16 protein-coding genes are annotated in these 22,257 nt (G+C 63.7%); all 16 read right to left on the bottom strand.

Translation table 11 applies throughout. The annotated features are described in order from the left end of the window. Positions 1 to 10 precede the first annotated feature (10 nt). On the bottom strand, positions 11 to 1,444 hold the full coding sequence (locus ACMO9O_RS04565) for a hypothetical protein (RefSeq protein ID WP_418982472.1): 1,434 nt from the start codon (positions 1,442 to 1,444) through the stop codon (positions 11 to 13). Positions 1,445 to 1,450: 6 nt separating this feature from the next. Further along, complete coding sequence (locus ACMO9O_RS04570) at positions 1,451 to 1,999, bottom strand: DUF3575 domain-containing protein (protein ID WP_418982473.1); 549 nt, start codon at positions 1,997 to 1,999, stop codon at positions 1,451 to 1,453. Between the two features lie 18 nt (positions 2,000 to 2,017). After that, positions 2,018 to 2,428 carry a BACON domain-containing protein gene (locus ACMO9O_RS04575; protein WP_418982474.1) on the bottom strand — a complete coding sequence of 137 codons (411 nt, stop codon included), beginning with the start codon at positions 2,426 to 2,428 and terminating at the stop codon, positions 2,018 to 2,020. A 519-nt stretch (positions 2,429 to 2,947) separates the two neighbouring features. Next, on the bottom strand, positions 2,948 to 4,042 hold the full coding sequence (locus tag ACMO9O_RS04580; protein WP_418982476.1) for an SGNH/GDSL hydrolase family protein: 1,095 nt from the start codon (positions 4,040 to 4,042) through the stop codon (positions 2,948 to 2,950). A 10-nt stretch (positions 4,043 to 4,052) separates the two neighbouring features. Then, complete coding sequence (locus ACMO9O_RS04585) at positions 4,053 to 5,348, bottom strand: alpha amylase family protein (RefSeq protein ID WP_418982477.1); 1,296 nt, start codon at positions 5,346 to 5,348, stop codon at positions 4,053 to 4,055. A 3-nt stretch (positions 5,349 to 5,351) separates the two neighbouring features. Beyond that, entirely contained in the window at positions 5,352 to 7,229 is a 1,878-nt protein-coding gene (locus ACMO9O_RS04590) for an FAD-dependent oxidoreductase (protein ID WP_418982478.1), read from the bottom strand. Further along, the gene (locus ACMO9O_RS04595; RefSeq protein ID WP_418982479.1) at positions 7,229 to 8,659 is read right to left on the bottom strand and encodes a calcineurin-like phosphoesterase C-terminal domain-containing protein; all 1,431 of its coding nucleotides are present in this window, start codon (positions 8,657 to 8,659) and stop codon (positions 7,229 to 7,231) included. Before ACMO9O_RS04595 ends, ACMO9O_RS04590 begins: the two co-directional genes overlap by 1 nt. An 8-nt stretch (positions 8,660 to 8,667) precedes the next feature. After that, positions 8,668 to 9,843, bottom strand: coding sequence for an AGE family epimerase/isomerase (locus ACMO9O_RS04600; protein ID WP_418982480.1), 1,176 nt, complete (start codon positions 9,841 to 9,843; stop codon positions 8,668 to 8,670). 1 nt (position 9,844) lies between these two features. Further along, a complete protein-coding gene (locus ACMO9O_RS04605; RefSeq protein ID WP_418982481.1) occupies positions 9,845 to 10,780 on the bottom strand; it encodes a DUF4434 domain-containing protein in 936 nt (311 codons plus the stop codon). 10 nt (positions 10,781 to 10,790) lie between these two features. After that, a complete protein-coding gene (locus ACMO9O_RS04610) occupies positions 10,791 to 12,197 on the bottom strand; it encodes a DUF5009 domain-containing protein (RefSeq protein WP_418982483.1) in 1,407 nt (468 codons plus the stop codon). A gap of 5 nt (positions 12,198 to 12,202) precedes the next feature. After that, positions 12,203 to 12,865 carry a GDSL-type esterase/lipase family protein gene (locus ACMO9O_RS04615; protein ID WP_418982485.1) on the bottom strand — a complete coding sequence of 221 codons (663 nt, stop codon included), beginning with the start codon at positions 12,863 to 12,865 and terminating at the stop codon, positions 12,203 to 12,205. Positions 12,866 to 12,869: 4 nt separating this feature from the next. Then, positions 12,870 to 14,279 (bottom strand): alpha amylase family protein, encoded by a 1,410-nt coding sequence (locus ACMO9O_RS04620; RefSeq protein WP_418982487.1) that lies wholly within the window; start codon positions 14,277 to 14,279, stop codon positions 12,870 to 12,872. 71 nt (positions 14,280 to 14,350) lie between these two features. Beyond that, a complete protein-coding gene (locus ACMO9O_RS04625) occupies positions 14,351 to 16,015 on the bottom strand; it encodes a DUF5018 domain-containing protein (RefSeq protein ID WP_418982489.1) in 1,665 nt (554 codons plus the stop codon). A 25-nt stretch (positions 16,016 to 16,040) separates the two neighbouring features. Beyond that, on the bottom strand, positions 16,041 to 17,711 hold the full coding sequence (locus tag ACMO9O_RS04630) for a RagB/SusD family nutrient uptake outer membrane protein (protein ID WP_418982491.1): 1,671 nt from the start codon (positions 17,709 to 17,711) through the stop codon (positions 16,041 to 16,043). Positions 17,712 to 17,730: 19 nt separating this feature from the next. Then, positions 17,731 to 20,901, bottom strand: a complete 3,171-nt coding sequence (locus ACMO9O_RS04635; RefSeq protein ID WP_418982492.1) for a SusC/RagA family TonB-linked outer membrane protein — start codon at positions 20,899 to 20,901, stop codon at positions 17,731 to 17,733. Positions 20,902 to 20,924: 23 nt separating this feature from the next. Continuing rightward, positions 20,925 to 22,247, bottom strand: coding sequence for an alpha amylase family protein (locus ACMO9O_RS04640; protein WP_418982494.1), 1,323 nt, complete (start codon positions 22,245 to 22,247; stop codon positions 20,925 to 20,927). Positions 22,248 to 22,257 lie beyond the last annotated feature (10 nt).

Consider the following 22,257-nt stretch of genomic DNA (forward strand, 5'->3'; position numbering starts at 1 on the left):
CTTGTGCTGATTAGTTTTTATCGGTGTAGGGGGCCAGCAGTTCCGCTGCTTCGGCTTCGTTGCCGGCGTTGAGCGCCGCGACGCCCCGGTTGTAGTCCGTGGCGGGAACGCCCGCGGCCAGACGGAAATAGCTCTCGGCACGCTGTCCGTCGCCCGTGAGGCTGTAAAGGACCGCCTTGTTGCCCGCGATGACGGGACAGAGCTCCTCATCGGAAATCTGCCCGGCGCACGCGAGGGCCGCCGCATCGTCGCCGCTCTCCATGCAGGCGACCATCCGGTTGTTCAGGTGGGCGGCCCGCCCGTCGATGGAGGCGATGCGGGCGGCTTCCTGCGCCGTGATGTAGCCGCAGGGAGCGTTCAGGCGCGTCTCGACGAGCCCGTTTTCCGTCGTCGCGCAACGGTGGGGGTGACGCTTGCGCACGTCGTACGAAAGGACGATCCGGCAGTTGCGCGAACGGTTGAAGATGCGGTAGACCGCAGGCCATTCGGGCAGTGCGCGCAGGGCGGCTTCCCGGGCGTCCGGGTCGTCATACTGATCGAGAATGCGTCCCACGGCGGCCTTGTCGTCGATGTCCGAAGCGGGCAGCGCCAGCCGGAAAGCCTCCCAGTTCTCGGCTTCGGCCGTCACCGAGACGATCGGTCCGTCCGCATCCGGAAATCCTTCCCGCAGGCGGGTGCGGACGCTTTCGGCGCGGGCGTCGGCCAGGTATTTATTATAGGCATACGGACCGTCGGGCGACGAAGCCACCTCGATGCGGATGCTGCGGATGGCGACGGCGGTGTCGTTTTTAATCCGCTCGCATCCGGCGATGACCTCCTGCATGGCGGGATCGAAGACGTTCCTGTCCACCGTGGAACCGTTGGGCGGGAAGACCGACCGGCCGCCGAAGTCGTGCGCATAGGTTCCAGCTTCGGTGTAATCGGCCGGAATGTAGTAGAGGATCTGCGTGCGTCCGGCATAGGCGGAAAGGTCGGGTATGCCGGCGATGAGCACCTCGGAGCCTGCCTCACGCCCCTTGTCGCAGGGGCAGAGGGTCCGGTAGACCGCATCCACGCGCAGCCCGGCTCGGCTGAGTTCCGCAGTGGCGGGAATCGTGCGGCGGTAAACCGCCGTCAGGGTGTCGCGCGTGCAGCGCACATGCTCCGCAGCCAGATCGCGTCCGGGGGCCGCCAGGTAGTAGTGGCCTCCCTCGACCGACAGGGCGGGCAGCATCCGGTCGCCCTGCGGGGTGGTGAGCACGGGAATCATCACATAGGCTTCGCTGCTGCGGAGGAACCTGGCGGGCAGCTCGGCCGTGAATTCCACCCGGAGCGAATCGCCCTCCCGCTCGAGGGCATAGTGTGCGATCCGGGGCAGCCGACCGGCCTCCGACCGGGCCTGTGCGGCGACCAGGACGGCAAGGGTCAGCACGACGGAGAAACGGATAGCGTATAAAAGTTTCATCTTACCCTATTTTATGATGAACACGAGGTTGATGCCTGCGCGGGTGATGCCCCAGTAGTTGCGGTGCTCGCGGCCGAACATCTCCACGTCACCCGTGCGGTACTCGCGGGCATCCTTGTCGTAGCCCATCCGGTTGTAGCCGACACCGAGGTTGAAATCCAGACGCCACCGGCGTGCGATGGGCAGGGCGTAGCCGTAGGAGATCCCCAGACCGTAGAGATAGCCGTCGTAGCGGTATTTCCACAGGCCGCAGTCGTAGTTGCCGTACTGGGCGTGCGCACCGAAGTAGTGACCGTAGAATTTCTGACAGAGCCAGTAGCGGCCCTCCGCCTGCACGCCCCAGCATTTGGCGCTGCGCTGGCGGGAGAAGGTCCAGGGGTTCCACGCGATGTCGGCCTCCAGCGACCAGTGGTCCGTGAAGGCGTATTCGGCGCCGGCGTTGATCGTTCCCAGAGCGGCCCATTCCAGCAGGTTGGTCTTGACCGCGATCTTTTGCGCCCGGACTGCGGGTGCAGCCACGATGAGCATCAGGGCGAGGATAATCTCTTTTTTCATGATTTTCCTGTTTTGAGGTTAGTTCCGTTCGGGCATGATACCCTGTGTTACGTGCAGCGTGGTGCTCGTGTTGCCGCCCCGGCCGTCGATCGCAAAGACGATCGTGGCGTGGCGTTCCGCAGTCCGGTCGCCTGCGGGAAGGTTGGCGTCGACGAAGACGCTGACGCTCTCCGCACGGTCCGACCCGGTGAGCGATAGGCTGCACCATGCGGCGGCCTCGGCGGGAACGATCCGGGCGCTCCATGCGCCGTCGGTCTCCACGCGGACGGTCTGCGCGGCGGCTTCGAAGCCGAACGTCAGCTCCTGCGCGGAAAGGGCGATGCGCGGGGGATCGTCCTCGTCGCAGGAGACCGTGAGGATGGACAGGGCGAGCAGGCAGACCAGCGCTGCGAGGCTCTTCGTCCGGAACAATCGGAAAAGGTTCTTCATAAAGTAAGTGGATTTAAAGTGGATAAATGGATGAGCGGCGCAAAGGTCCCCGTCCGCAAACGGGGTCCGTTCCGAAGGGAAAAGTGCCGGAACCGGGAACGATCGGGTCCATGCCGAAAGACGGCCGCCGATAAAGGGCGGTCGTTGAACAGAGCGTCTGGAAAGAGGGTTACCGGAGCGGTTGGCGGAATCGGCTGCCGCGAAGACGGGACGTGCTACCGCAAATCCCCCCCCCGCAAAATGGGGGAAGTTACAGCAGGTAAGAGACAGCCAGAAGATTTCATGATCTCCGAAAAGTGTCTTAAAAAGACGGATTTACGGAGCAAAGGTAATCATTTTTCAGCAAGTTGAGCCGGCATGATAAAAAAACAACCTCATTTTGAGGCTGTTTTTGATCGTTTCCATCGCCGGCGATGGGCCGTGACCGCGGGGCGGCGCGGGGGCAGCCGCTTCGCGGGGAGTAAATTCCGGTCCTGCTTCGGTCGCGTTCCCGTTTTAGCGCATTCCCGCTTCGGTCGGTCACTCGACCGCCCGGCAGGGAATCTCCCAGCCCGTGGCCGTGGAGAGGTAGGGGGCGATGAGCATCGCCATTTTGCGCTGCCCCTGCCGGTTGGGGTGGCCGCACGAACCCAGATCGGAACTGCCGTTGCAGTAATCCTGCATGAAGGCCGCCACATAGAGCCGCTTGTCGCCCGAGCGGCGGACGAACTCGCGGATGTATTGCAGCACCTCGTCGTTCACCCGCGGGGCGACGCACACGACGGGAACGTCGCCGTAGACCCGGCGCAGATGCTCCACGAGCCGTTGGTAGCCCGCTGTGAACTGTTCGGCGGAGGGGTTGGGCTGCGTCGAAAAGTCGTTCGAACCGAGGTTGACGACCACGGCGTCGGGCCGCCGGGCCGCGGCGTAGTTCCACGGGATGGAGTCGCACTCGTCGAAGAGGTTGCCGACGCGGTGGTTGAGCGTGCCGCCCGCCGAGACGGGCTGCGGATCGGCGTAGTTGCGCACCAGCCCGCGCCCGGAGTGGGCGATGAGCGTGTAGTCGGCGTCGAACAGCCGCGCCAGCATGCAGGCGTAGGCGTAGTTGCAGTTCTCCGTCTGCGGGAGGAACGGATCGTCTTTCGACGCGCCCTCGGTCCCGAAGCCGCAGGTGAGCGAGTCGCCGATGAACTCGATCAGCCGCTCCCGGCGGGCCGCTGCGGGAAGCAGCTCGCCTCCGGACGAAAGCTCGAACGCATGGATCGTCGTGCGTCCCTGCTCCCCCTCGGTCCGTTTCTGGAGGCAGACCAGGTGCTCGCCGTAGGAGAGGTCCTTGGCCAGCACGATGAGCGAATCCCGCCCCTCGGTGACGATCGGCCGCGGCTGCGGCTTCCCGTCGATCGAGAGGTTGTAGTAGTTGCGCCCGGTGTCGGAGACGCGCATGGCCAGACAGCCGCCCGTGAAACGGCAGTAAAGATACGTGCCGCTCCAGTCGAAGCTGACCGAACCGTCGGCGGCGGCCTGCGTGCGCCCCACGTACTCGATCTCGGGCGCATCGGCCCGGTATTGGGTCCGCCCCGAGCAGCCCGGCAGCAATGCGAGCGCCGTCAGGCAGAGGATCAACAGTCGTTGCATGGCTTCCGGGTTACTGCTCGCCCGCTTCGATGGCCCGGCGGAGCGGTCCCCACCAGCCGCGGTTGATGATATGCACCACGTCGAAGATCATCAGGCCGTCCGATTCGCGCAGGTTCATCTCGACGGCGCGTTTGAACTGCACGGTGTCGCGCTTGTAATCCTCGACGTACATGCCGCCCAGGAAGTGATTGTCGCCCAGCAGCTTGCGCGAGTAGCGGCAGCCGCCCTCGACGCAGAGGTGGTCGCCCTTCGAAAATTCGCTGTCGGTCTCGTTCCGGTGCAGCCCGTTCGAGGCGCGGTACTCGTCGATGGTGACGTTCCAGTAGTAGTTGCCGTTGGTGTAGAGGTCCAGCAGCTCGGCGTAGCCGTAATTCTTATATTCGGGCGTCGCCCAGTCGAACTCCTGCGAGGGGTCGTACTCCCGGCTGGCCCAGTTGACGCCCACCTCGTAATAGGAGGGATACCACGCTCCGGTGTAGGCTCCGAACTTCACGTCCGGGGCCGCGGCCTTCAGCTCCTCTTTGGCGCGGCGGAAGAAGTTGTAGATCACCGAGGCGCGCCACTCGATCCACGGCTTGAACCACTTCCCCTCGACGCGATGCCAGCTCCCGTCGGGAGCGGCCTGCCATTCATAAATATCCTCCGGGAAGCGCTCCACCGCCTCGCCGACGTAGGCTTCGAACGCCTTGCGCGACGCGTCCGAGAAATCGGACTGGATGTTGTCGTAGCGCGCCCGGTCGAGGATTACCCCGTCGACGGGGAACGAGGTGGCGAACTCTTTCAGCAGGTCGATCTCGTGCCGCTGCACCTCATCGAGCAGCGGATTGGCGAACAGCACCTGCTTGTCCGCGATCTCCAGCTGCGGGGTCAGCCCCTTGCCGGGGAGGTAGTTCACGGCCTGCCATTCGGGATGGGTGTCGTAGAGCAGACCGCGGCGGAAGACGCCGCTGCCCTCGGCGAAGACGTTGAACGAGCCGTACAGCTCCATGCCGCGGGCGTGGGCCTCCTCGGCGAAGAGTCCCACGAAGTCGAAATCGGGACGGACGATGCCTTTCCACTCTTTGAGCTGGGGCGCGAAGCGGCTGGGGAAGAGCACCTCGCTCGCCGTGCCCTTGACGTCCAGCACGATGGCCGTAATGCCCGCCTTGTGGCATTTGCCGACGTAGTAGCGGATCGAATCGGGGCAGCTCAGCCGCTCCCAGTTGGCCGAGCAGTCGAACCACATCCATTTGGGTTTCAGGGGTTTCTCCTGAGCGCATGCCGCCAGCGCGCAGCAGGCGGCAAGCAGTATTGCCAGTTTTTTCATCCGTTATGCGTTTTTGGGTTCTTCGTGGAGGTAATGTCCGTCGATGCCGACCGGAACGGTGCGGAACGGGTCGGCCAGCGCGTCGATCACCACGGCGCACTCCAGCCGCGTCAGCGGCCGCGCCGCATCGAACGCCGCGGGAAGCAGTTCGCTCCAGCGGCTTTGAATCGCTTGCAGCAGCGCCTCGGGCGTTTGTCCGGTCGCGGGGGCGAGCAGAGCGGCCAGCGAGCGGGCCGTGACTTCCGCTGCGGATTCGCCGGGTACGATCGCGGGGTAGACCTCGTGCAACCCGCGGCTCAGCACGGCTTCGGTGAGGGTGCTGTCGGCCTCGAACCACGACTGGTTCTCCCAGCCGACGTGGGCGCCGTGTCCCCGGAGAATCCCCGTGGCAGCGATGCGCTGCATGGCCGGAAAGCGCGGGTCGGCGGGCGGCAGGTCGAGGTAGGGCAGCAGGTAGCCGCCTGCATCGAGCACCGCCTGCTGCACGTCGCGCACGGCGACTTCGCTCACGTCGCACTCCTGCTCGGCGGCCAGCGCCGCGAGGATGCCCGCGGCCTGTCCGATCTGCAGAACGACGGGCTGCAGGCGCGTGGAGCCGTTGACCAGGTTGCTCACCGAGACCGACTTCTCGGTCACGATCAGCCCGCGCCGCCCTTCGGGCAGCATCACCCCCAGCGGCACGCCGTAGGAGGGGATCGGATGGAAGTAGAGGTCGGGCAGCGCCTCCCAGCCCGAGTAGCGGGTGTGGTGCTGGTCGACGGGGTAGTCGCCCACGGCGATCGCTGTGCGGTAGAGCGGCTGCGGCGTGTCGTAGGGTTCGGTGATATGGTCGAGCGTGAATCGCACCGCGCCGTGGATGCGGCGCGATTCGCGGTGGTAGGGAATCCACGGCAGGCCGTCCTCGGTCGGGAACTCGTCGTCGGCGATGCCCAGCGTGCGGAAGCCCAGCTCGGTCTGGAGGAAGTAGAGGAACGCGAGCGAATGTTCTTTGGCCCGGCGGACGGCCTCGGCGCGCCCGGCGCTGTCGAGGTCGATCAGGTCCGCATAGTAGTCGTTGCCCTCGATCGGCCAGTTGATCATGTATTTGCCGTTGGGCAGACGCCCGTAGGTAATCATCTTCTCGGCGCTCCACATTCGGTGAGGCTCCTTGGGGGAGACGCAGTGCGGATTGATGCAGCAGCAGGCGAAGCGCGAGGGGTCGTACCCCGCCGGGCGGGGGATGGTGACGTCGTGGCCGTACTCCTTGAGGATCAGCACGTAGGTCAGATCCTGCACGATCGAATTGCTCTTTTCGGGGGCGATCGCCTCGCCCGTGAGGCTGCGCGCCTCCATGCCCTTGTCGCAGGCGACGCCCACCGTCCGGGCCACGTCGCCCAGCTCGGTGGCGTCGATCAGCGTCCGGGCCGCGACGCGGCGGGTCTCGCCGCTCTTGGTGAGCGTGACGATCCAGCTGCCGTCGGCCTGCTGTTCGAACGCTTCGGCCCGCGTGTCGAGCCAGAGGTCGAGCTGCCGTTCGCGCCGCACCATGTTCTGGAAGATGCGGTTGCCGACGCTCGGTTCGAACATCACGTTGCTCACCCAGCCGCTCTTGAGCGCTTCGGCGCCGCCGTAATGCGCTTCGAGCGAGTCGCGGAACTCGGCCCACAGCCCGCCGCGCAGGCGGTAGTTGCCGTCGGTGGCGCTCACGCCCGCGGCGGTGAGCATGCCGCCCAGCCAGAGGCTCTCCTCCGCCACGAGCGTGCGTGCTCCGAGCCGCGCGGCCTGGATGCCGGCGGCCGTGCCGGCGGTTCCTCCGCCCACGACCACCACGTCGTAGCGCTCCGGAGCGGAGCAGGAGAGGGCCGCAAGGGCGGTCAGAAGGGAAGCTAAGAGTCGTCTCATCACCGGTCGGGGTTTGCGTTCAACGTCTGGCGATACTCCCGGCCGAAGGGGTCGGTGGCGACCACCTCGATGCGGCCCGCTTCCGGACGGGGCAGGCGGTAGAAGTGGTCCGACTTGGAGGGGTAGATCCACTTGTGGTCCATGTGTTCGGTGGAGGCGTACATGCGCTGCGCGGCGGGGTCGTACGTCTCGAAGCGTTCCATCTCACCGGCGCTCCGGCCGTCGACGAACATCTCCACCCGCCAGGCGGGGTCGCTGGCCCAAATGTCCGCCACGACGAAGCCGTCGAACTGCGCAAAGTCGCGCCCGTCGTAAAGCGTCATCTGACAGTCGGCCGGCCGGCCCGTCGAACGGTAGTACCACGTGATCTCGCTGCCGTCGACGGTGAAGACCCCGTACCCGCGCGGCGTGCCGTCGGTGCACAGTTCGCCCTGCCACCACGCGCCGCTGAGCGCCGGGATGACGTGTTCGTAGAGCGAATCGGTGATCCGCTGGTTGTAGGTGGTGTGGGTGTGTCCCGAGAGGATGTGCGCCCGGTAGGGCTTCAGGATGGCGTAAAGCCCGCGGTGGTTGGTCATCGTCAGACCCGCCGTCTGGTATTTGAACTGTTTGCGGTCCTGCTCCTCGCAGGTGGAGGGGATGTGGAAGCAGACCACCACGGTCGATCCCGCGGGAACGTAGCTCAGGTCGCGCTCCAGCCAGCGCAGCTGCCGCTCCGCGAGATAGCCGATGTAGAAGTAGTCGCGGCCGATGAAGAAGTTGTCGTTCAGCACCGCGTAGTGCACCTTGCCGACGTTGAACGAGTAGTAGGTGGGCCCGTACGTCGCTTCGAACGCCTCGAACGAGGTCTCGAACGAGCGGCCGTAGACCTTCATGTCGTGGTTGCCCATCGCGTTGCGGAACGCGATGCCCGTCCGCTCCATCACGTCGTTGTACTCGCCGTAGAGCGCGTGGTCGTGCGAAACGATGTCGCCGCAGCAGATGCCGAAGAAGGGTCGGTCCGGGTATTCGCGCACCGTCGCGGCGATGTCGTCGGCCGCTTCGCCCAGCAGGCGGAACTCCTTGCGCGCCCAGATCTGCGGATCGGCGATGGCGATGAATCCGTGGCGGGTCTCATCGCCGGCGGCGGTGAGTGCGAAGTCGCAGCGGCCGCCTCCCGAGGGCATCGGCAGGTAGTGTTTCACCACCCCTTTTTCGACCGGGGCATGGTAACCGGCCGGAACGGAGAGGTAGACGAAGCGGTTCTCATCGTCGGCTTCGAGCGCGTAGCGCCCGCGGGCGTCGGTCGCGGCGAAGTGCTCGCCGTCGGTGACCACCACGCCGGCGATCCCCTTATCGCCGCAGCTGACGCGTCCCCTGACCGTCACGGTCCGGGCCATGAGGCTCCCCGCGCAGAGAAGCGCGGCCGCGAGCAGATATAATCTTTTCATCATTCAGCTTATTTGCATTGTTCGAGAATCTGCCAGCACTGGTACAGGCCCCTCGGCACGTGGAAGCACCCCTTCCATTTGCCGCCCTTGAGGCTCAGCAGCACGTCGCCCCGGCGGTCGAGGTAGCCGAACCACTCGCCGTGCTCCGGGTCCTTGAAGTGCGACCACGTGTAGTCGTGCAGCCGCTCGTACCACGCCAGGCACTCCTGCGATCCGGTCAGCCGGTAGCCCTTGATCATCGTAATCATCGACTCGATATGCACCCACCAGAGCTTTTGGTCCCATTCGAGCTGCTGCTGGGGGTGTCCCAGCCGGTCCAGGAAGTAGAAGATGCCGCCCCACTGTTTGTCCCAGCCGTAGTCGATGGTCCGAAGGGCGATCTTCACGGCCTGATCGATCAGCTCGGGGCGGCGGAGCCGCACGCCGAGGTCCATGATGAACCACATCGCCTCGAGCGAGTGGCCCGGGTTGATGACCCGCCCCTCGAAGGTGTCGAGCAGCTCACCGTCCGCCGCGACATTTTCCACGATCAGCCCCAGCTCGGGCCGGTAGAAGACGTCGAGCACCTCGTGGAGGCACTCCTCGATCGTGCGGTCGAGGGTGGCGGGGTCGATCAGCGCCTCGATCTCGAGCGCGAGGTTGCAGAGGATCATCGGCAGCGCGAAGTCCTTCATCGGGCGCGTCCCGCGCACGCACTTGTTCCACCGGCCCTTGGGGTTGGAGCGCTTCGAGAGGATGCGGTCGAAGGTTCGCTTGGCGATCAGCGCGTACTCCTCGTTTCCGGTGGCGATGCTCAGCTGGGCGAAGGCCATCGTGGCGAAGGTGTAGGAGAAGATGTTGTAGGGTTCGACCAGCGGCCGGCCGTCGCGCGTGAGCGAGAAGTACCAGTCGTAGTTGCCGTCGTGGCCGAAGCGGCGCAGGAACTCGGCGCCGTGGATGGCGCATTCGAGCCATTCGGGCCGTTTTTCGACCTTGTTGTAGAGCATGGCGAAGAGCCATACCTCGCGCGCCTGGAGCCAGATGAACTTGTCGGTGTCGAAGACGCTGCCGTCGCGTTCGAGGCAGGTGAAATAACCTCCGCACTCCCGGTCGAGGGAGTGTTTCAGCCAGAAGGGAAGGACGTTGTTGAGCAGTTCGTCGCGGCTTTCGGCGGCGAGCTGCCCGAAGTCGGGGGTGGTATTCATATCAGAGGCTTGAGTTGACGTATTCCATGTATCGGTCGTAAAGGTGTCCGGCCTGCAGGTAGGCCGACTGGGGCGACATGAAGTGCGAAAATTCGAACGTGATGGCGTTCTCGTACCCCGCCTCGGCCGCCAGGCGCATCTTCAGCAACAGCTTCTCCCACTTGATCGGCAGGAACTTGATGGGCATGTCGCGGTCGAAGGTCTCCGAATTGGTCCAGCACTCCAGTCCGTAGCGGTCGGCCAGCCGCTTGTTGACACGCAGGAAGTCGACCAGCTCGTCGTAGCCGACGTGGCCGTCCTGGAAGGCGACGATGTCCACCGCGCCGCTGATGCCGCGGAAGATGGCATCCCATTCGCGTTCGTGGCTCTCGAGCGTAACGGCTCCCTGCTTCGAGGTGGAGGCGTCGTACTGGCTGACGTTCTTGCTGCCGTCGATGTAGGGCGAGATCATCGTTTTCAGTCCGCCCGACACCTCCTTGCAGTAGCGGCCCAGTCCAGCGTAGAGGTCGATGATGCGGCCCGTGTTGCGGCTGCACTCCTGCGAGATGTACCAGCCGTGGAACGAGGGGTGGTGGCCGTAGCGGGCCCACACCTCGTCGATCACGCGGCGGTTGAGCGCCGCTTCGGCGGCGTAGTCGCCCGCATCCCAGTATTTGCCCGAGTCGTAGAGCCCGAACCAGAATTTGAGGCCCCACTTGTCGCTCAGCCGCAGGAACATGTCCACCAGATCGACCGGGGGCGTATAGCACCCCTCTTCGCGCGTGAGCACCTCCGAGGGGAAGGTCTGCCAGCGGCGGTAGCCGCAGCGGATGAGGATGACCGACTCGATGCCGGCGGCTTTCATGTAGCCGAAATCGGCGTCCCACTCCTTTTCGCCCCAGTTCTGATGGGGGATGTCGTGGCTTATTTCGTCGAGAAAAGTACCTGTTATCTTCATAAGGTATGTGTTAGGTTCTCCAAAGAATCTTTCGCTTGGTGAGCAGCACCGTGAAGGCGGCCACCAGCGCGGTCATCGCCGCGCCGCGCCAGAATCCGCACCAGGGCGTCAGCGCGGCGAAGCGGGCCAGCGGAGCGGAGAGGTGCGTAAGGGTCAGCAGCGGCGCGATGACGAACCCCGCCGCCGTGTAGGCGACCATCGGGTTCTGTCCGCAGCGGATCAGCCACCGCGTGCCCCGTCCCGGCTCGGTGAGGAGCGTATGGGCCGCCGCGACGACCGCCGAGGCAAGCCCCGAGGTGACGAAGAAGTAGCTCAGCGTGGCGTAGTCCTTCTTGATGCCCCCTTCCAGCGCTTCGAGCGTCAGCCCCAGCACGAGCCAGAAAAGGCCCCAGCCGAAGATTGCGCCCGCGGGACGCTCTCGGCGGAGCAGCCGCCGGGCGACAAGCCCCACGACAAGGGTTGCGAGCAGGTTGGCGACCAGCTGGCGCGAGAAAAGCCCCCAGAGGTTGATTGCCACCAGGGCGAGCGCCAGCACCGCGCCCGCTGCGGTGCTGCCCGGTTTCGGGGCAGATGTCTCCGTTCCGTTTCGGGATGGATCGGGTTGCGCGGCCGCCAGCTGGCGGCAGAGCAGGTCGCCCGCAATGGTTCCGGGGATGATGATGCAGAGGTATTTGAGAAAATCGACGCGGAAGAGCCACGAGGCGGGGGCCCACGCCCAGAGTGCGGCGTCCCATGAACCCTCGACCGCCGAACCCAGTTTTAGGGCGGCGACCAGCGCCAGTATGCCCAGCCGCAGAAGCAGCCGGTCGCGCGTGAACCACCAGACCGCCGTGCCGAAGAGGGCCATGTTGGCCAGCACGAGGATGATGACGTCGTGGCGCTGGACGCTCGCCGGAGCGTGGAACGCATAGCGGCTCAGGAGCATCAGCCCGATCAGCCCCGCCGCACCTGCCAGGTGGAGGTAGGCGTTGCGGCTCGGCGAGAGGCGCCGCGAGCGGACGAAGAGCATGCAGAACAGCCCCCAAACTGCGAGTTGCACGCACGCCTTGCCCCATGCGGGCAGCGCGTCGCCCAGCGCCGCAGGGCGCAGGTTGCCCAGCGCGACGGCGAACAGGACGAGCAGCGCCCAGCGCACCACAACGCCCGAGGTGATGCTGAAGTGCGACCGGCCCTCGGCGATCTTCCGGCGCAGAGCGAGCGGAAAGGCCGCCCCCATCGAGAAGAGGAAGAACGGAAAGACCAGGTCGACCCACGTGATCCCCGCCACGCCGGGATCGAACGTAAAATCGGGCGGCGGAACCTGCGCATGGAACATCCACGCCGGAAGTCCGGCGTTCCAGAGCATCTGGCCCGAGAGGACCATGCCCAGGATGGCCAGACCGCGCAGCAGGTCGATCGAATAGGCTCTCTGTCGCATCGGGATCACTTGAGCAGTTTCTGCTTTTTGAGGTGTTTCACCCACATTTGGTACGCCGCCGGGTGGAGGTGGATGCCGTCTTTGGTCAGCTCCAGCCGCAGCTGTCCCTCCCCGTCGGAGAAGAGGGGCCACAGGTCGACGTAGGTCGCCCACGGGGTCTGGGCGCAGAGTGCTTCGAGGCGCGCGTTCAGCTCCTTTACCTGCGGATTCTTGCCCTTGATGGCGGGGTAGGCGAGCCGTGCGTCGTTGACCGGCAGCACGCTCTGGATGTAGATCCGGCAGTCGGGGCACGCCGCATGGACCATCTCCGAGATTTTGGCGATGTTGGCCGCGATCTCGTCCACGGGGCGCCCCGCCGTCAGGTCGTTGATGCCCGCCATCAGGAAGATCTTCCGCGGATTGCTTTTCAGTATGTCGGGCAGGCGGTCGAGCATGCCGTAGGTGTTGTCGCCGCCGATGCCGCGGTTCTCGACCTTCCGGCCGGGGATCAGCACCTGCCACCACCCCTGTTCGGTGATGCTGTTGCCCAGGAAGATGATGGCGTTCGGCGCAAGACCTTCTAACTGGTGTGCGGCGATGCGCGTGTCGTAGTAGGCGTTGTGGAACTTCTGGGCCCGCACGCCCGCGAGGCAGACGATGGCTGCCAGCGTGATAAGGAGTTTTTTCATGGCTTTAACGGTTGAGAACCTCGCTGATGCCGGCCTTGACGTAGGACCACTGGTCGGCTTTCTTGAGGTGGATCATGTCGAAAAGGAAGTAGCCGTCGCAGGCGTCGTAGCACGCCGCCACCGACCGACGGATCGCTTCGTTCTCCTGGGCCTGCGTGAATTTGTCGTCGCTGTCCCAGTTGCCCACGTCGGGACCGCCCGCCACGCGCTTGCAGGCCGTGCCGATCTTGCTCTTGGCCTGCGAGCAGAAGCCCTGCATGGTCCATTCGCCCGTGCCGTAGACCGCACCCGGGTTGGCATAGGCCCCGATGAGCATGTGGTCCATCTGGTCGGCATAGCCGTAGTTTTTATACTCGGGGGTAGCCCACTTGGGGAAATGCGCCGAGGTGTCGTAGGTGGGACTGGCCCAGTTCACACCCACGTCGTAGTAGGAGGCGTACCAGCCGCCCACGTAGACGCCGAACAGCAGGTCCGGATTGACGGCCTTGACCGTCGAACGGGCCTTCGTCATGAAGTCGTGGATCACCTTCACGCGGAACTCAAGCCATTTCAACAGGTGCTTGGGCGTCGGCGAGGGGATGCCCGACTTGGTTCCGGCGGGCAGGATGTCGGCCGGGAAGTTCTCGACGCTCTGGCCGATGTAGGCTTCGAACTTCTTCCGCGTGTAGTCCGAAAAGTCGCTCGTGTAGCCGTCGAAACGGCCGCGGTCGAGGATGATGCCGTCCAGATCGGGGTAGTTGGCGGCCAGGTCGCGCAGCAGGTCGCAGATGTAGGTCTGCACCTCGGGCAGCAGCGGGTTGAAGAACTTGGCCGCCTGCGACGTGTTCATGATGCTGGTGATGCCGCCCTCGAGGTTGAGCTGCGTGGCCCACTTGGCCTTCTCGCTGTCGCGGAAGACAACGCCCTCGTTGCCCAGCGCCGTGGTGTTGCCGCCGGTGAAGGTGTTGAAGGCGGCGTGAATCTTCAGCCCCAGCTTGTGCCCCTCCTCGAGGAATGCTTCGAGGTAGTCCCAGTCGGCCGTGCGTTCGATCTTCGTATAGCCGCCGGGCAGCCATGCTCCCAGCCAGGCGACCTGCTGGCACTTGTCGGTGCGGAACAGGACGTCGCCGGTGGTGGGGCGCACGTCGACCACGATGTCCGAGAAGCCGGCGTCCTTGGCCAGCTTAAGATCGCGGACGATGTTTTCGCGGCTGTTGGCGAAATCGGGGAAGTTGGCCGCCGCGTCGACCCAGATGTAACGGGGTTTCTCGGTGGCGGGGTCCGGATCGGGGTCCGGGTCGGGATCGGGTTCGGGGTCGGGCCACCGCCATTCGGGCGTTTCGTCCTCCGAGGAGCAGGAGACCGTCGCAAGGGGCAGGGCGATGAGTGCGCCTGCCAGGAAGAGAAGGGTCCGCAGATTGGTTGTCGGTTTCATTTCGGTTTTGTGTTTGTCGTCGTTTAGGACCTGCACCCCCGGTCAGGGGGATGCAGGCAAAGAGTGATCGGCTATTTGTCGATGCAGTCGAATTCCCAGGCAACCAAAGCATTGGTGTTGCCATCGGTGTAGTAGAGGCTCAGCTTGTAACCGTCGGGCGAGGCTACCATCAGCACGTCGCTGGTGGCGTTAACCACGCCTGCGGCCGGCTTGTATTCGCCTGAGACGAAGACCTTCGAGGGTGACGTGTCGCAGAGACCCTCCAGCGGTGCGGGCGAGGTCACGTCGAACATGTAAGCCTTGAATTCGCCGTAGGTAAAGTGCGAACCGGTGTAGATCGCCGCGTATTTCGCCTGGTTGAAGGTGCAGACGTCGACGCAGTTGTAGTTGGAGTTCGCACCCCAGGTAGCCGTGCCGATCGAGCTGGTGACGGCGCCCGTGGCGTCGACGCGGAAGAGCTTGTTGGCGCTGTAATAGGACAGGTAGTAGGGATCGTCGGGGTTGGACGAGCTGGCCTCCACGTCGGCGTGGCCGTTGCCGTTCCAGCCGGCGGTGGCGCCCGTTACGGTAACCATCTCGGGCTTGGCTACGACGCCTCCGGTAATGACCCAGCGGAGGAACTTGCAGGTGACGCCGTTCCATGTGTAGATCACTGCCGTGACGATAGCATCGCCCTTCACGTCACCGCTCACGGAGATGTGCTTGCCCATCGAGGCGCCCGTGGCGTTGGTGTAAGAGAGCAGCTGCGTGGGTGTCTGGTCGGTCGATTCCGCCGTGTAGATGCGGAACTCGGCGTTCGGGTCGGCCTGCGTTGCATAGAGGATGTTGCCCGCATCGTCCGACGTCACGCATCCGTTGGCCGATACGCCCTTCATGTCATGCGCGCCGATAAAGTCGCCCGTAGCGCGCTTGAAGAGGTACTTGTCCGCACCGGTCGAGAGGATCAGCTTGTCGCCCGAAGCTGCCAGTGAGTAGTTCTTGCCGGCTGCGTTAACGATGCCGAGTTTGTCGAGGGCCGTCTGTTGCCAAACCTCCTTTTCGCTGCCGGCACGCCAGCCGTATTTGACCTTGGGCGGAACCTGCTTGCTGACCGTGTAGACGCGCTTGGTTACTCCGTCGTTGGCCGTTACGGTGAACTTCATCCCGTCACCCTCGTAGTTGGCCGCAACGGCAGGGTCGGGCGTGATGGTGGCGTGTGGTGAGAGGATCACCTGTGCCGTCACGGCCGAAAGGTCGTCGGCCGAGATGAGCGAGATCGTGTTCAGGTCGTTGTCGATGATGCCCGTGATGGCCGGAGTGTCGGTAGTGAACGTGATAATCTCGCACTTGTCCGACTTCTTCAGATTACCCGTGATGCAAAATTCGTGGGTCGAGCCGTCGGCGTGGATGAGCGTAAACCAGTTTTCCTGCGTCAGATCGAGCGTGCCCAGCATGGGCGTGATGGAGCAGTTGTTGTCGATGTTGGCCGTCACGCGCATCTGCGAGAGTTCGCTGCGGTTGTCGCTCGATTCGGGAAAGAACCAGGGCACGTCGATGACGATGCGGTCCTTGTTGGCCTCCGTCACCAGGGTGGTGAACTTGGCCGTGGCGTCGTTCTTGTAGTCGCCCGTGGCGAACTGGGCCGAAACGCTGTTCAGCCCCTGTATGCCCTCGGGGATGATCAGCTCATCGGGCTCATGGCAGGCGCTCAGGAGAGCCGCCGTGGCCGCGAACATCATGATTATCTGTTTTTTCATACTCTTGATTCTTTAGGGGTGGTGATTAAAGCCATTCGGAGAACTGCTGTACGGCCGAATTGCCGTTCAACTCCTCTTCGGGCAGCGGAATGCGGTAGAGTTTCTTTTCGAACAGCCGCTCGTGGCTGCCGTCGACACTGACGTAGGTGTAAACGAATTCGGCGCCCTGCTTCTCGATTTTCAGACCGTGGACGAGGTTGCGGCCCGTGAATTCCTTGTCGGCCAGTCCCCAGCGGCGCATATCCCACCAGTGGTGGCCTTCACAATACAGCTCGATCTTGCGCTCCTGGCGGATGGCCTCCAGTACGTCCGTATATTTGGGGTTGGTGTCGGGCAGACCCACGCGGTTGCGGATGCGCTTCAGGTCGGCGGCCGCCGAGGTCTTGTCGCCCAGCATGTAACATGCTTCGGCGTGGTTGAGGATTACTTCAGCCAGTCGGATGGCGATCCAGGGCTGCGTGCTCTTGAGCGTGTAGTCGGTGTGCTTCTCGTCGAGCATCTTGCGCAGGTAGTAACCCGTCGTGGTGCGTCCGGCCACGTCCGAACCGTCGTCGAAGTTGTGCCAGCCGTCCTTGCCGCCGATGAACGGCTCGATCTTGCGGCCTTTCCAGTCGGCCTGGTTGTAGAGAACCGAGGCGTGGAAGCGAGGCTCCAGCTGGTCCCAGGGAGGCGTATCGGTCGTTCCGGTCGTGGTGTGCCACGGCGTCCAGTCGGGGTAGCCGCCGGTGGTGGCTTTCTCATAGGATTCGACCATCTCCTGCGTCGGGGTGGCGCGGCCGCCCTTGGTGGTGTAGTCGCCGCCCGGCATGAAGAGGTCGTCCCACGAGTGGTTGGGACCCGAGGTGAGGTAGTTGTATTCGAGGATGGCTTCCGTGTTGCCCGCCTGTGCCGAGGTGAAGGCTTTGGCGTAGTCGGCGGCCGTCGTGCCGGGCATCAGTTCGTAGCCGAGCTTAAAAACCTCCTCGGCAGCGTCGCGGGCTGCCTGCCAGCGCTGGGCGTAAAGCATGGCGCGCGAAAGCAGGGCATACGCCGCGCCGCTGGTGAGGCGTCCGGTCTGGTTGGCGGCCACTTTCGGGGGCAGGTTGGCGGCGGCGAACTTCAGGTCCTCATAGACATAATCCCAGCCGGCCTCTTCCGTGCTGAGCGCCTGGTCGCGCGAGATTGCGAGCAGGTCCTCGTCATAGAGGATGACGTTCTTGTGCCGACGGATCATCTCGTAGTAGAGCATGCCGCGGAAGAAGCGGGCCTGGGCGATCCACTGCAATCTAAGCTCCTCCGGATGGCTGGAACCGAACTTGTTCAGGCCGTAAAGGAACTCGTTGACACGGCGGATGCGAACGTAGGTGTCCTCCCAGCCGCCGAAGTGGAACGCTGCCGTCGAGGCTTTAAGGCCGCCTTCGGCAAAGGCGATGATGTTGGGGAAACCGACGTTCGTACCCGGGACCATCGAACCGTATTTGAGCGTCTCGGTGAGACCTTCGGTCTGTCCGACCTGCGATTCGCCGCCGCCGAAACTGCCGAAGACGTTGATGTAAGGGTAGGAGCTGTTGAGGTATTGTTCGACGTAGTCGGCATTGGCCCACACGATCTTGTCCGTCAGCTTGTCGGTCGGGGTCATATCGAGCCAGTCGGTACAGCCCGAGAGTGCGAGCGTGCCGGCGCAGACGGCGAGGATATTGATTATGCTGGTTTTCATAGTAAATGCTGTTAACGGGTTAGAATGTAAGTTCCAGACCTCCCACGACGGTGCGCTGCTGCGGATAGTAGCCGTTCGATACGCCGGGCCACTCGGGGTCGATGCCCTCGGGAAGGCCCGATACGGTGAAGAGGTTGGTTCCCTCGACGTAAACGCGCAGCTTGCCCAGTCCGATCTTGTTCATCCATGTTTTGGGGAAGGTGTAGCCGATCGAAGCCGATTTGAGGCGCAGATACTTGCCGTCGCGGTACCAGAACGACGAGGCGTAGGCGTTGTTGGTGTTGGGCGCGTTGATCGACAGACGCGGATATTCGGCATCGGGGTGCTCGGGCGTCCAGGCGTTCTCGACCAGGTAGCGCGGGGCGTTGGCGCCGGCCTTGAAGGGTTTGGTGAAGATGGTGTGGTCCTCGTTCCAGTTGTAGTAGGTTCCCGTCAGCGATACGTCGCAGATGGCCGCGCCTACGAACAGCAGGTCGACGTCGATGCCCTTCCAGCTGCCGAAAAGGTTGAGGCTGCCGGTGAACTGCGGACGCTGCCCGCGGCCGATGTAGGCACGGTCCTGCTCGTAGGTGATCTGGCCGTCGCCGTTGAGGTCACGGTACTTGATGTCGCCCACGCGGGGACGCTCGCCCGCAAGGAACGGCGAGTTATCGATCTCCTCTTCGCTCTGGAACAGCCCGTCGGCGATGAAGCCCATCGACATCGAGCGGCTGTGGCCGACGTGCCGCGCGTAGTCAGGTGTATTGGGCAGGTCCTCGTAGCGCAGCCAGCGGTCTTTGGCGTAGGACATGTTCAGCACCACGCCGTAGCTGAACTTGCCGACCTGGTTGCGGTGCGAAATCTTGACGTCGATACCGCGCACGTCCTGTGCATTGTTGTTGACGAAACTGGGGTGGTAGCCGCCCATCGAGAAGGGATAACCCGTGCTGGGCGCCAGAATGTCGAAAGTGTAGTTGTAGAAGGCATCCACTTCCAGACCCAGCTTACCCTGCCACATGCTCAGGTCGAACCCGATGTTGTAGCTGTGCTGACGCTCCCAGGTCAGCATCTCGTTGGCAACTACCGTAGTTTGCAGACCGTTCAGGCCGGTTCCGCCGATCACCACGCTCGGATAGGAGAACTGCGGATTGAAGGTGCTCAGGAAGGCGTAGGCCGAACTGCCCGTGTCGCTGCCCGTCGTACCGAACGAGGCGCGGATCTTCAGGTTGTCGACCACTTTGCGGGCCGAAGCGAAGAACTTCTCCTCGGAGATGCGCCAGCCGGCCGATACGGAGGGGAAGAAGCCCCAGCGTTTGCCCGAGATGTTGCCGATAAACTTGTACGAACCGTCGTAGCGGCCCGAGAATTCGAGCAAGTAGCGGTTCTGGTAGGCGTAGTTGGCGCGGAAGACGAAGCCCACGGCGCGGTTGGCGTTGCTGCTGCCGTAAATAGGGTTGGTGGCGGGCTGGACGCCGTTGCCGGTCAGTTCGGGCAGTTCGGGGATCGAGAGGTCCTTGCCGCGTGCACCGAACTTGTTGGTCTTGTAGTCGCGCGTTTCGAGCAGCGCCAGCGCTTCGACTTTGTGGCCGCTCTTTTCGAACGAGTAGTTCAGGCTCAGCTGCGAGGTGATGCGCTGCCACTGCGTGTAGCCCTCTGTAAGGCCCACCGACGCCGTGTTGCGGGCATCGAGCGCCTTTTTGTAGGTGATGTGGTCGGTGTTCGAGTCGGGCGTGGCGGCCAGCATCACGTAGTAGGGCGTGGAGAGGTTCTTGGCCGTGGTGGCGCTGCGGTCGTAGGAACCCATCGCCTTGATGCTCAATCCGGGAACCCACGGAAGGTCCCATTGCAGGGCTGCGTTGGTCTGCAGGGCGATCGTCTGCGACTTGTTCTGCCCCGAAAGTTCGGTCGCCGCAACGGGGTTGATCGTGTTCTGGTAGCCGTTCAGACTGGCCGTCGGCATGCCTTCGTACTCCATCGGAATGTAGGGATGAGCGAAAGCCGCCTGCTCGGCGATCGAAAGCCAGGGCTGGTTGCCCGAGGCGACCGCCGTGCCCGACGTACCGCCGGCGGCGTAGCCGGGCGACTTGTTGTCACCGATCTGTCCGGCGACGCCCAGCGTGAAGGTCACGCCGTTGGCGATCTTGGCCTCGATGTTCGTACGCAGGTTGTAGCGGTCGTACTCGAAACTTTCGATGTTACCATCCTGTCCCAGGTAGCCCAGCGAAGCGAAGTAGTTGATCTTGTCGTTGCCGCCCGTGGAGGTGATGCTGTGCTGCTGGGTGATGCCCGTGCCGAAAACCTCGTCGAACCAGTTGGTGTTGCCCCAGCCGTCGCTCGAGTCGTCGTTGAGCATCATGTCGACCTGTTTGCGGGTGAAGATGGGCTGCTTGCCGTCCAGCTCCAGCGCCCGGTTGTACCAGTAGGCGTAGCCCGGTCCGTCGAGAAATTCGGGGTAGGAGGTGTTCATCGAAGCGCCGACCGAACCGCGGTAGGTGACGGTCGAACGGCCCTGACGGCCTTTTTTCGTGGTGACGATCATCACGCCGCCCGCAGCCTGGAGACCGTAGACGGCCGATGCCGCGCCGTCCTTGAGCAGCGAGACCGACTCGACGTCGTTAGGGTCGATGTCGCTGATCGAGCGGGGTACGCCGTCGACGATGTAGAGGATGCCGCTGCGCGAGTTGCGGATGTTGAGCGTGGCCTGGTCGGCGCCGGGCTGGCCCGAGTTCTGAACCGACGAAAGGCCCGGCAGACGGCCCGCGAGACCCTGCGAGATGTTGGAGATGGGCGCTTTGAGCAGGTCGTCGCCCTGAATCTGCGACACGGCGGCCGTCATGCTGGCCTTGCGCTGCGTGCCGTAGCCGACGACGACCACTTCGTCGACCTCGGCGGTGTCCTCCTTGAGAACGACGTCAAGGGCGGTGTTTCCCCCCCCCACGCTTTTACGCTCGGACAGCATGCCGATGAAGCTGAATTCGAGCGTGGCTCCGTTCTTCACGGAGATCGCATACCGTCCCTGCGAATCGGTGGTCGTGCCGGTGTTGGTTCCCACGGCGATCACGGTCACGCCCGTCAGCGGCTGCCCGCTTTGGTCGGTGACCTGTCCCGTAACCCTGTTCTGGGCGAATGCGTCGCCCGAGACGAGCAGCAGGAGCAAGGTCATGCAGCCGGCTGTCAGGGAATTCCTGAAAACAGAGAAGATCTCTTTCATAGAATTGCGTTTAGGTTAGTTGGTTATTGTTGAGTTTGGTCTGAAGCATCGATGCCCCGCTGCAAGGCGTCCCACCAGTTGCGGTTGACGATGTGCACCAGGTCGAAGATCATCACCCCGTCGGTGCTTTGCATCGCCTGACGGACGGCCCGTTCGAACTGCTGCGCGTCGCCCTCGTACTGCTCGACGTAGATCGAGCCGATGACGGGCGCGGCGTTGCGCGTCAGTTCACGCACCAGCTCCGCACCGCCCTCGACGCAGTACCAGTAGCTGCGGCTGTCGTCCATGCCCGCTTCGGTCCGCCTGCCCACTGCGCCGTTGGCCCGGTCCACTTCGTCCTTGGTCACCAGCGTGTAGTAAAGCCCCGTCATGTAGAGGTCGAGCAGTTCGGCGTAACCGGTGTTCTTGTAGGCGGGCGTCGCCCAGGCGAACTCCTTCGAGGGGTCGTACTCCCGGCTGGCCCAGTTCACGCCCACCTGGTAGTAGGTGGGATACCACGCGCCCGTGTAGTCGCCCAGTTCGAGCTGCGGGTTGATGGCTTTCAGCTCGTCGTGCGCCCGCTGCATGAAGTCGTGGATGACCGAAGCGCGCCACTCGACCCACGCCTTGAAGAGCTTGCCTTCGCGCCACTGCTGTTTGCCCTCGGCGTCTTTCTCCCAGTAGAGGATGTCGTCGGGGTAGCGTTCGACGCGCACCCCGGCGTAGGCTTCGAAAAGCTCCTTGGACAGGGGCGAGAAGTCGGAGGTGATGTTGTCGTAGCGCACGCGGTCGAAGACGATGCCGTCGGCTGCGGGGTACTTGCGGGCGAACTCCTTGAGAATGTCCAGCTCGTACTGCTGTACGGCGGGGTTCGCGGGGTTGAGCATGCCGTTGTAGTTCCACTTCATCTGGCTGATGGGCATAAGCTTGCCCTCCCAGTAGACCGTCGACTGCCACTCGGGATGCTCGGAGTAGATGATGCCGCGGTCGAAGTAGTTGTGGCCGCCGGCGAAGACGTTGAGCGAGGCGTAGACCTTCATGCCGAGGCGGTGGCCCATCTCGATGAAGTGGCCCAGCATGTCGTACTCCTCGCTGCGGGTCGTCCCCTCCCACTCGCCCATGTAGGGGGCGATATCGCTCTTATAGAGCACCTCGCCCGTGATCGACTTGACGTCGACCACCACGTTGTCGATGCCCATGTCGTGCAGGCGGTTGAGGTAGCAGCCGATGGAGTCGGGCGTGCTCATGCGCGCGAAGTTGGCCTCGCAGTCGACCCACATGTAGACGGGCTTTTCCGGCGAAGCCGCAGGGCCGCCGCAGGCGATAAGCCCGGCGGCGGCGAAAAGTGCGGTCAGCAGTTTTTTCATTCTATAAGGT

The sequence above is a fragment of the Alistipes sp. genome (assembly GCF_048465635.1).
GTDB lineage: Bacteria > Bacteroidota > Bacteroidia > Bacteroidales > Rikenellaceae > Alistipes.

Coding starts and splice junctions, on each gene's coding strand:
- ACMO9O_RS04565 (WP_418982472.1), bottom strand. CDS start 1,444: ATGAAACTTTTATACGCTATCCGTTTCTCCGTCGTGCTGACCCTTGCC.
- ACMO9O_RS04570 (WP_418982473.1), bottom strand. CDS start 1,999: ATGAAAAAAGAGATTATCCTCGCCCTGATGCTCATCGTGGCTGCACCC.
- ACMO9O_RS04575 (WP_418982474.1), bottom strand. CDS start 2,428: ATGAAGAACCTTTTCCGATTGTTCCGGACGAAGAGCCTCGCAGCGCTG.
- ACMO9O_RS04580 (WP_418982476.1), bottom strand. CDS start 4,042: ATGCAACGACTGTTGATCCTCTGCCTGACGGCGCTCGCATTGCTGCCG.
- ACMO9O_RS04585 (WP_418982477.1), bottom strand. CDS start 5,348: ATGAAAAAACTGGCAATACTGCTTGCCGCCTGCTGCGCGCTGGCGGCA.
- ACMO9O_RS04590 (WP_418982478.1), bottom strand. CDS start 7,229: ATGAGACGACTCTTAGCTTCCCTTCTGACCGCCCTTGCGGCCCTCTCC.
- ACMO9O_RS04595 (WP_418982479.1), bottom strand. CDS start 8,659: ATGAAAAGATTATATCTGCTCGCGGCCGCGCTTCTCTGCGCGGGGAGC.
- ACMO9O_RS04600 (WP_418982480.1), bottom strand. CDS start 9,843: ATGAATACCACCCCCGACTTCGGGCAGCTCGCCGCCGAAAGCCGCGAC.
- ACMO9O_RS04605 (WP_418982481.1), bottom strand. CDS start 10,780: ATGAAGATAACAGGTACTTTTCTCGACGAAATAAGCCACGACATCCCC.
- ACMO9O_RS04610 (WP_418982483.1), bottom strand. CDS start 12,197: ATGCGACAGAGAGCCTATTCGATCGACCTGCTGCGCGGTCTGGCCATC.
- ACMO9O_RS04615 (WP_418982485.1), bottom strand. CDS start 12,865: ATGAAAAAACTCCTTATCACGCTGGCAGCCATCGTCTGCCTCGCGGGC.
- ACMO9O_RS04620 (WP_418982487.1), bottom strand. CDS start 14,279: ATGAAACCGACAACCAATCTGCGGACCCTTCTCTTCCTGGCAGGCGCA.
- ACMO9O_RS04625 (WP_418982489.1), bottom strand. CDS start 16,015: ATGAAAAAACAGATAATCATGATGTTCGCGGCCACGGCGGCTCTCCTG.
- ACMO9O_RS04630 (WP_418982491.1), bottom strand. CDS start 17,711: ATGAAAACCAGCATAATCAATATCCTCGCCGTCTGCGCCGGCACGCTC.
- ACMO9O_RS04635 (WP_418982492.1), bottom strand. CDS start 20,901: ATGAAAGAGATCTTCTCTGTTTTCAGGAATTCCCTGACAGCCGGCTGC.
- ACMO9O_RS04640 (WP_418982494.1), bottom strand. CDS start 22,247: ATGAAAAAACTGCTGACCGCACTTTTCGCCGCCGCCGGGCTTATCGCC.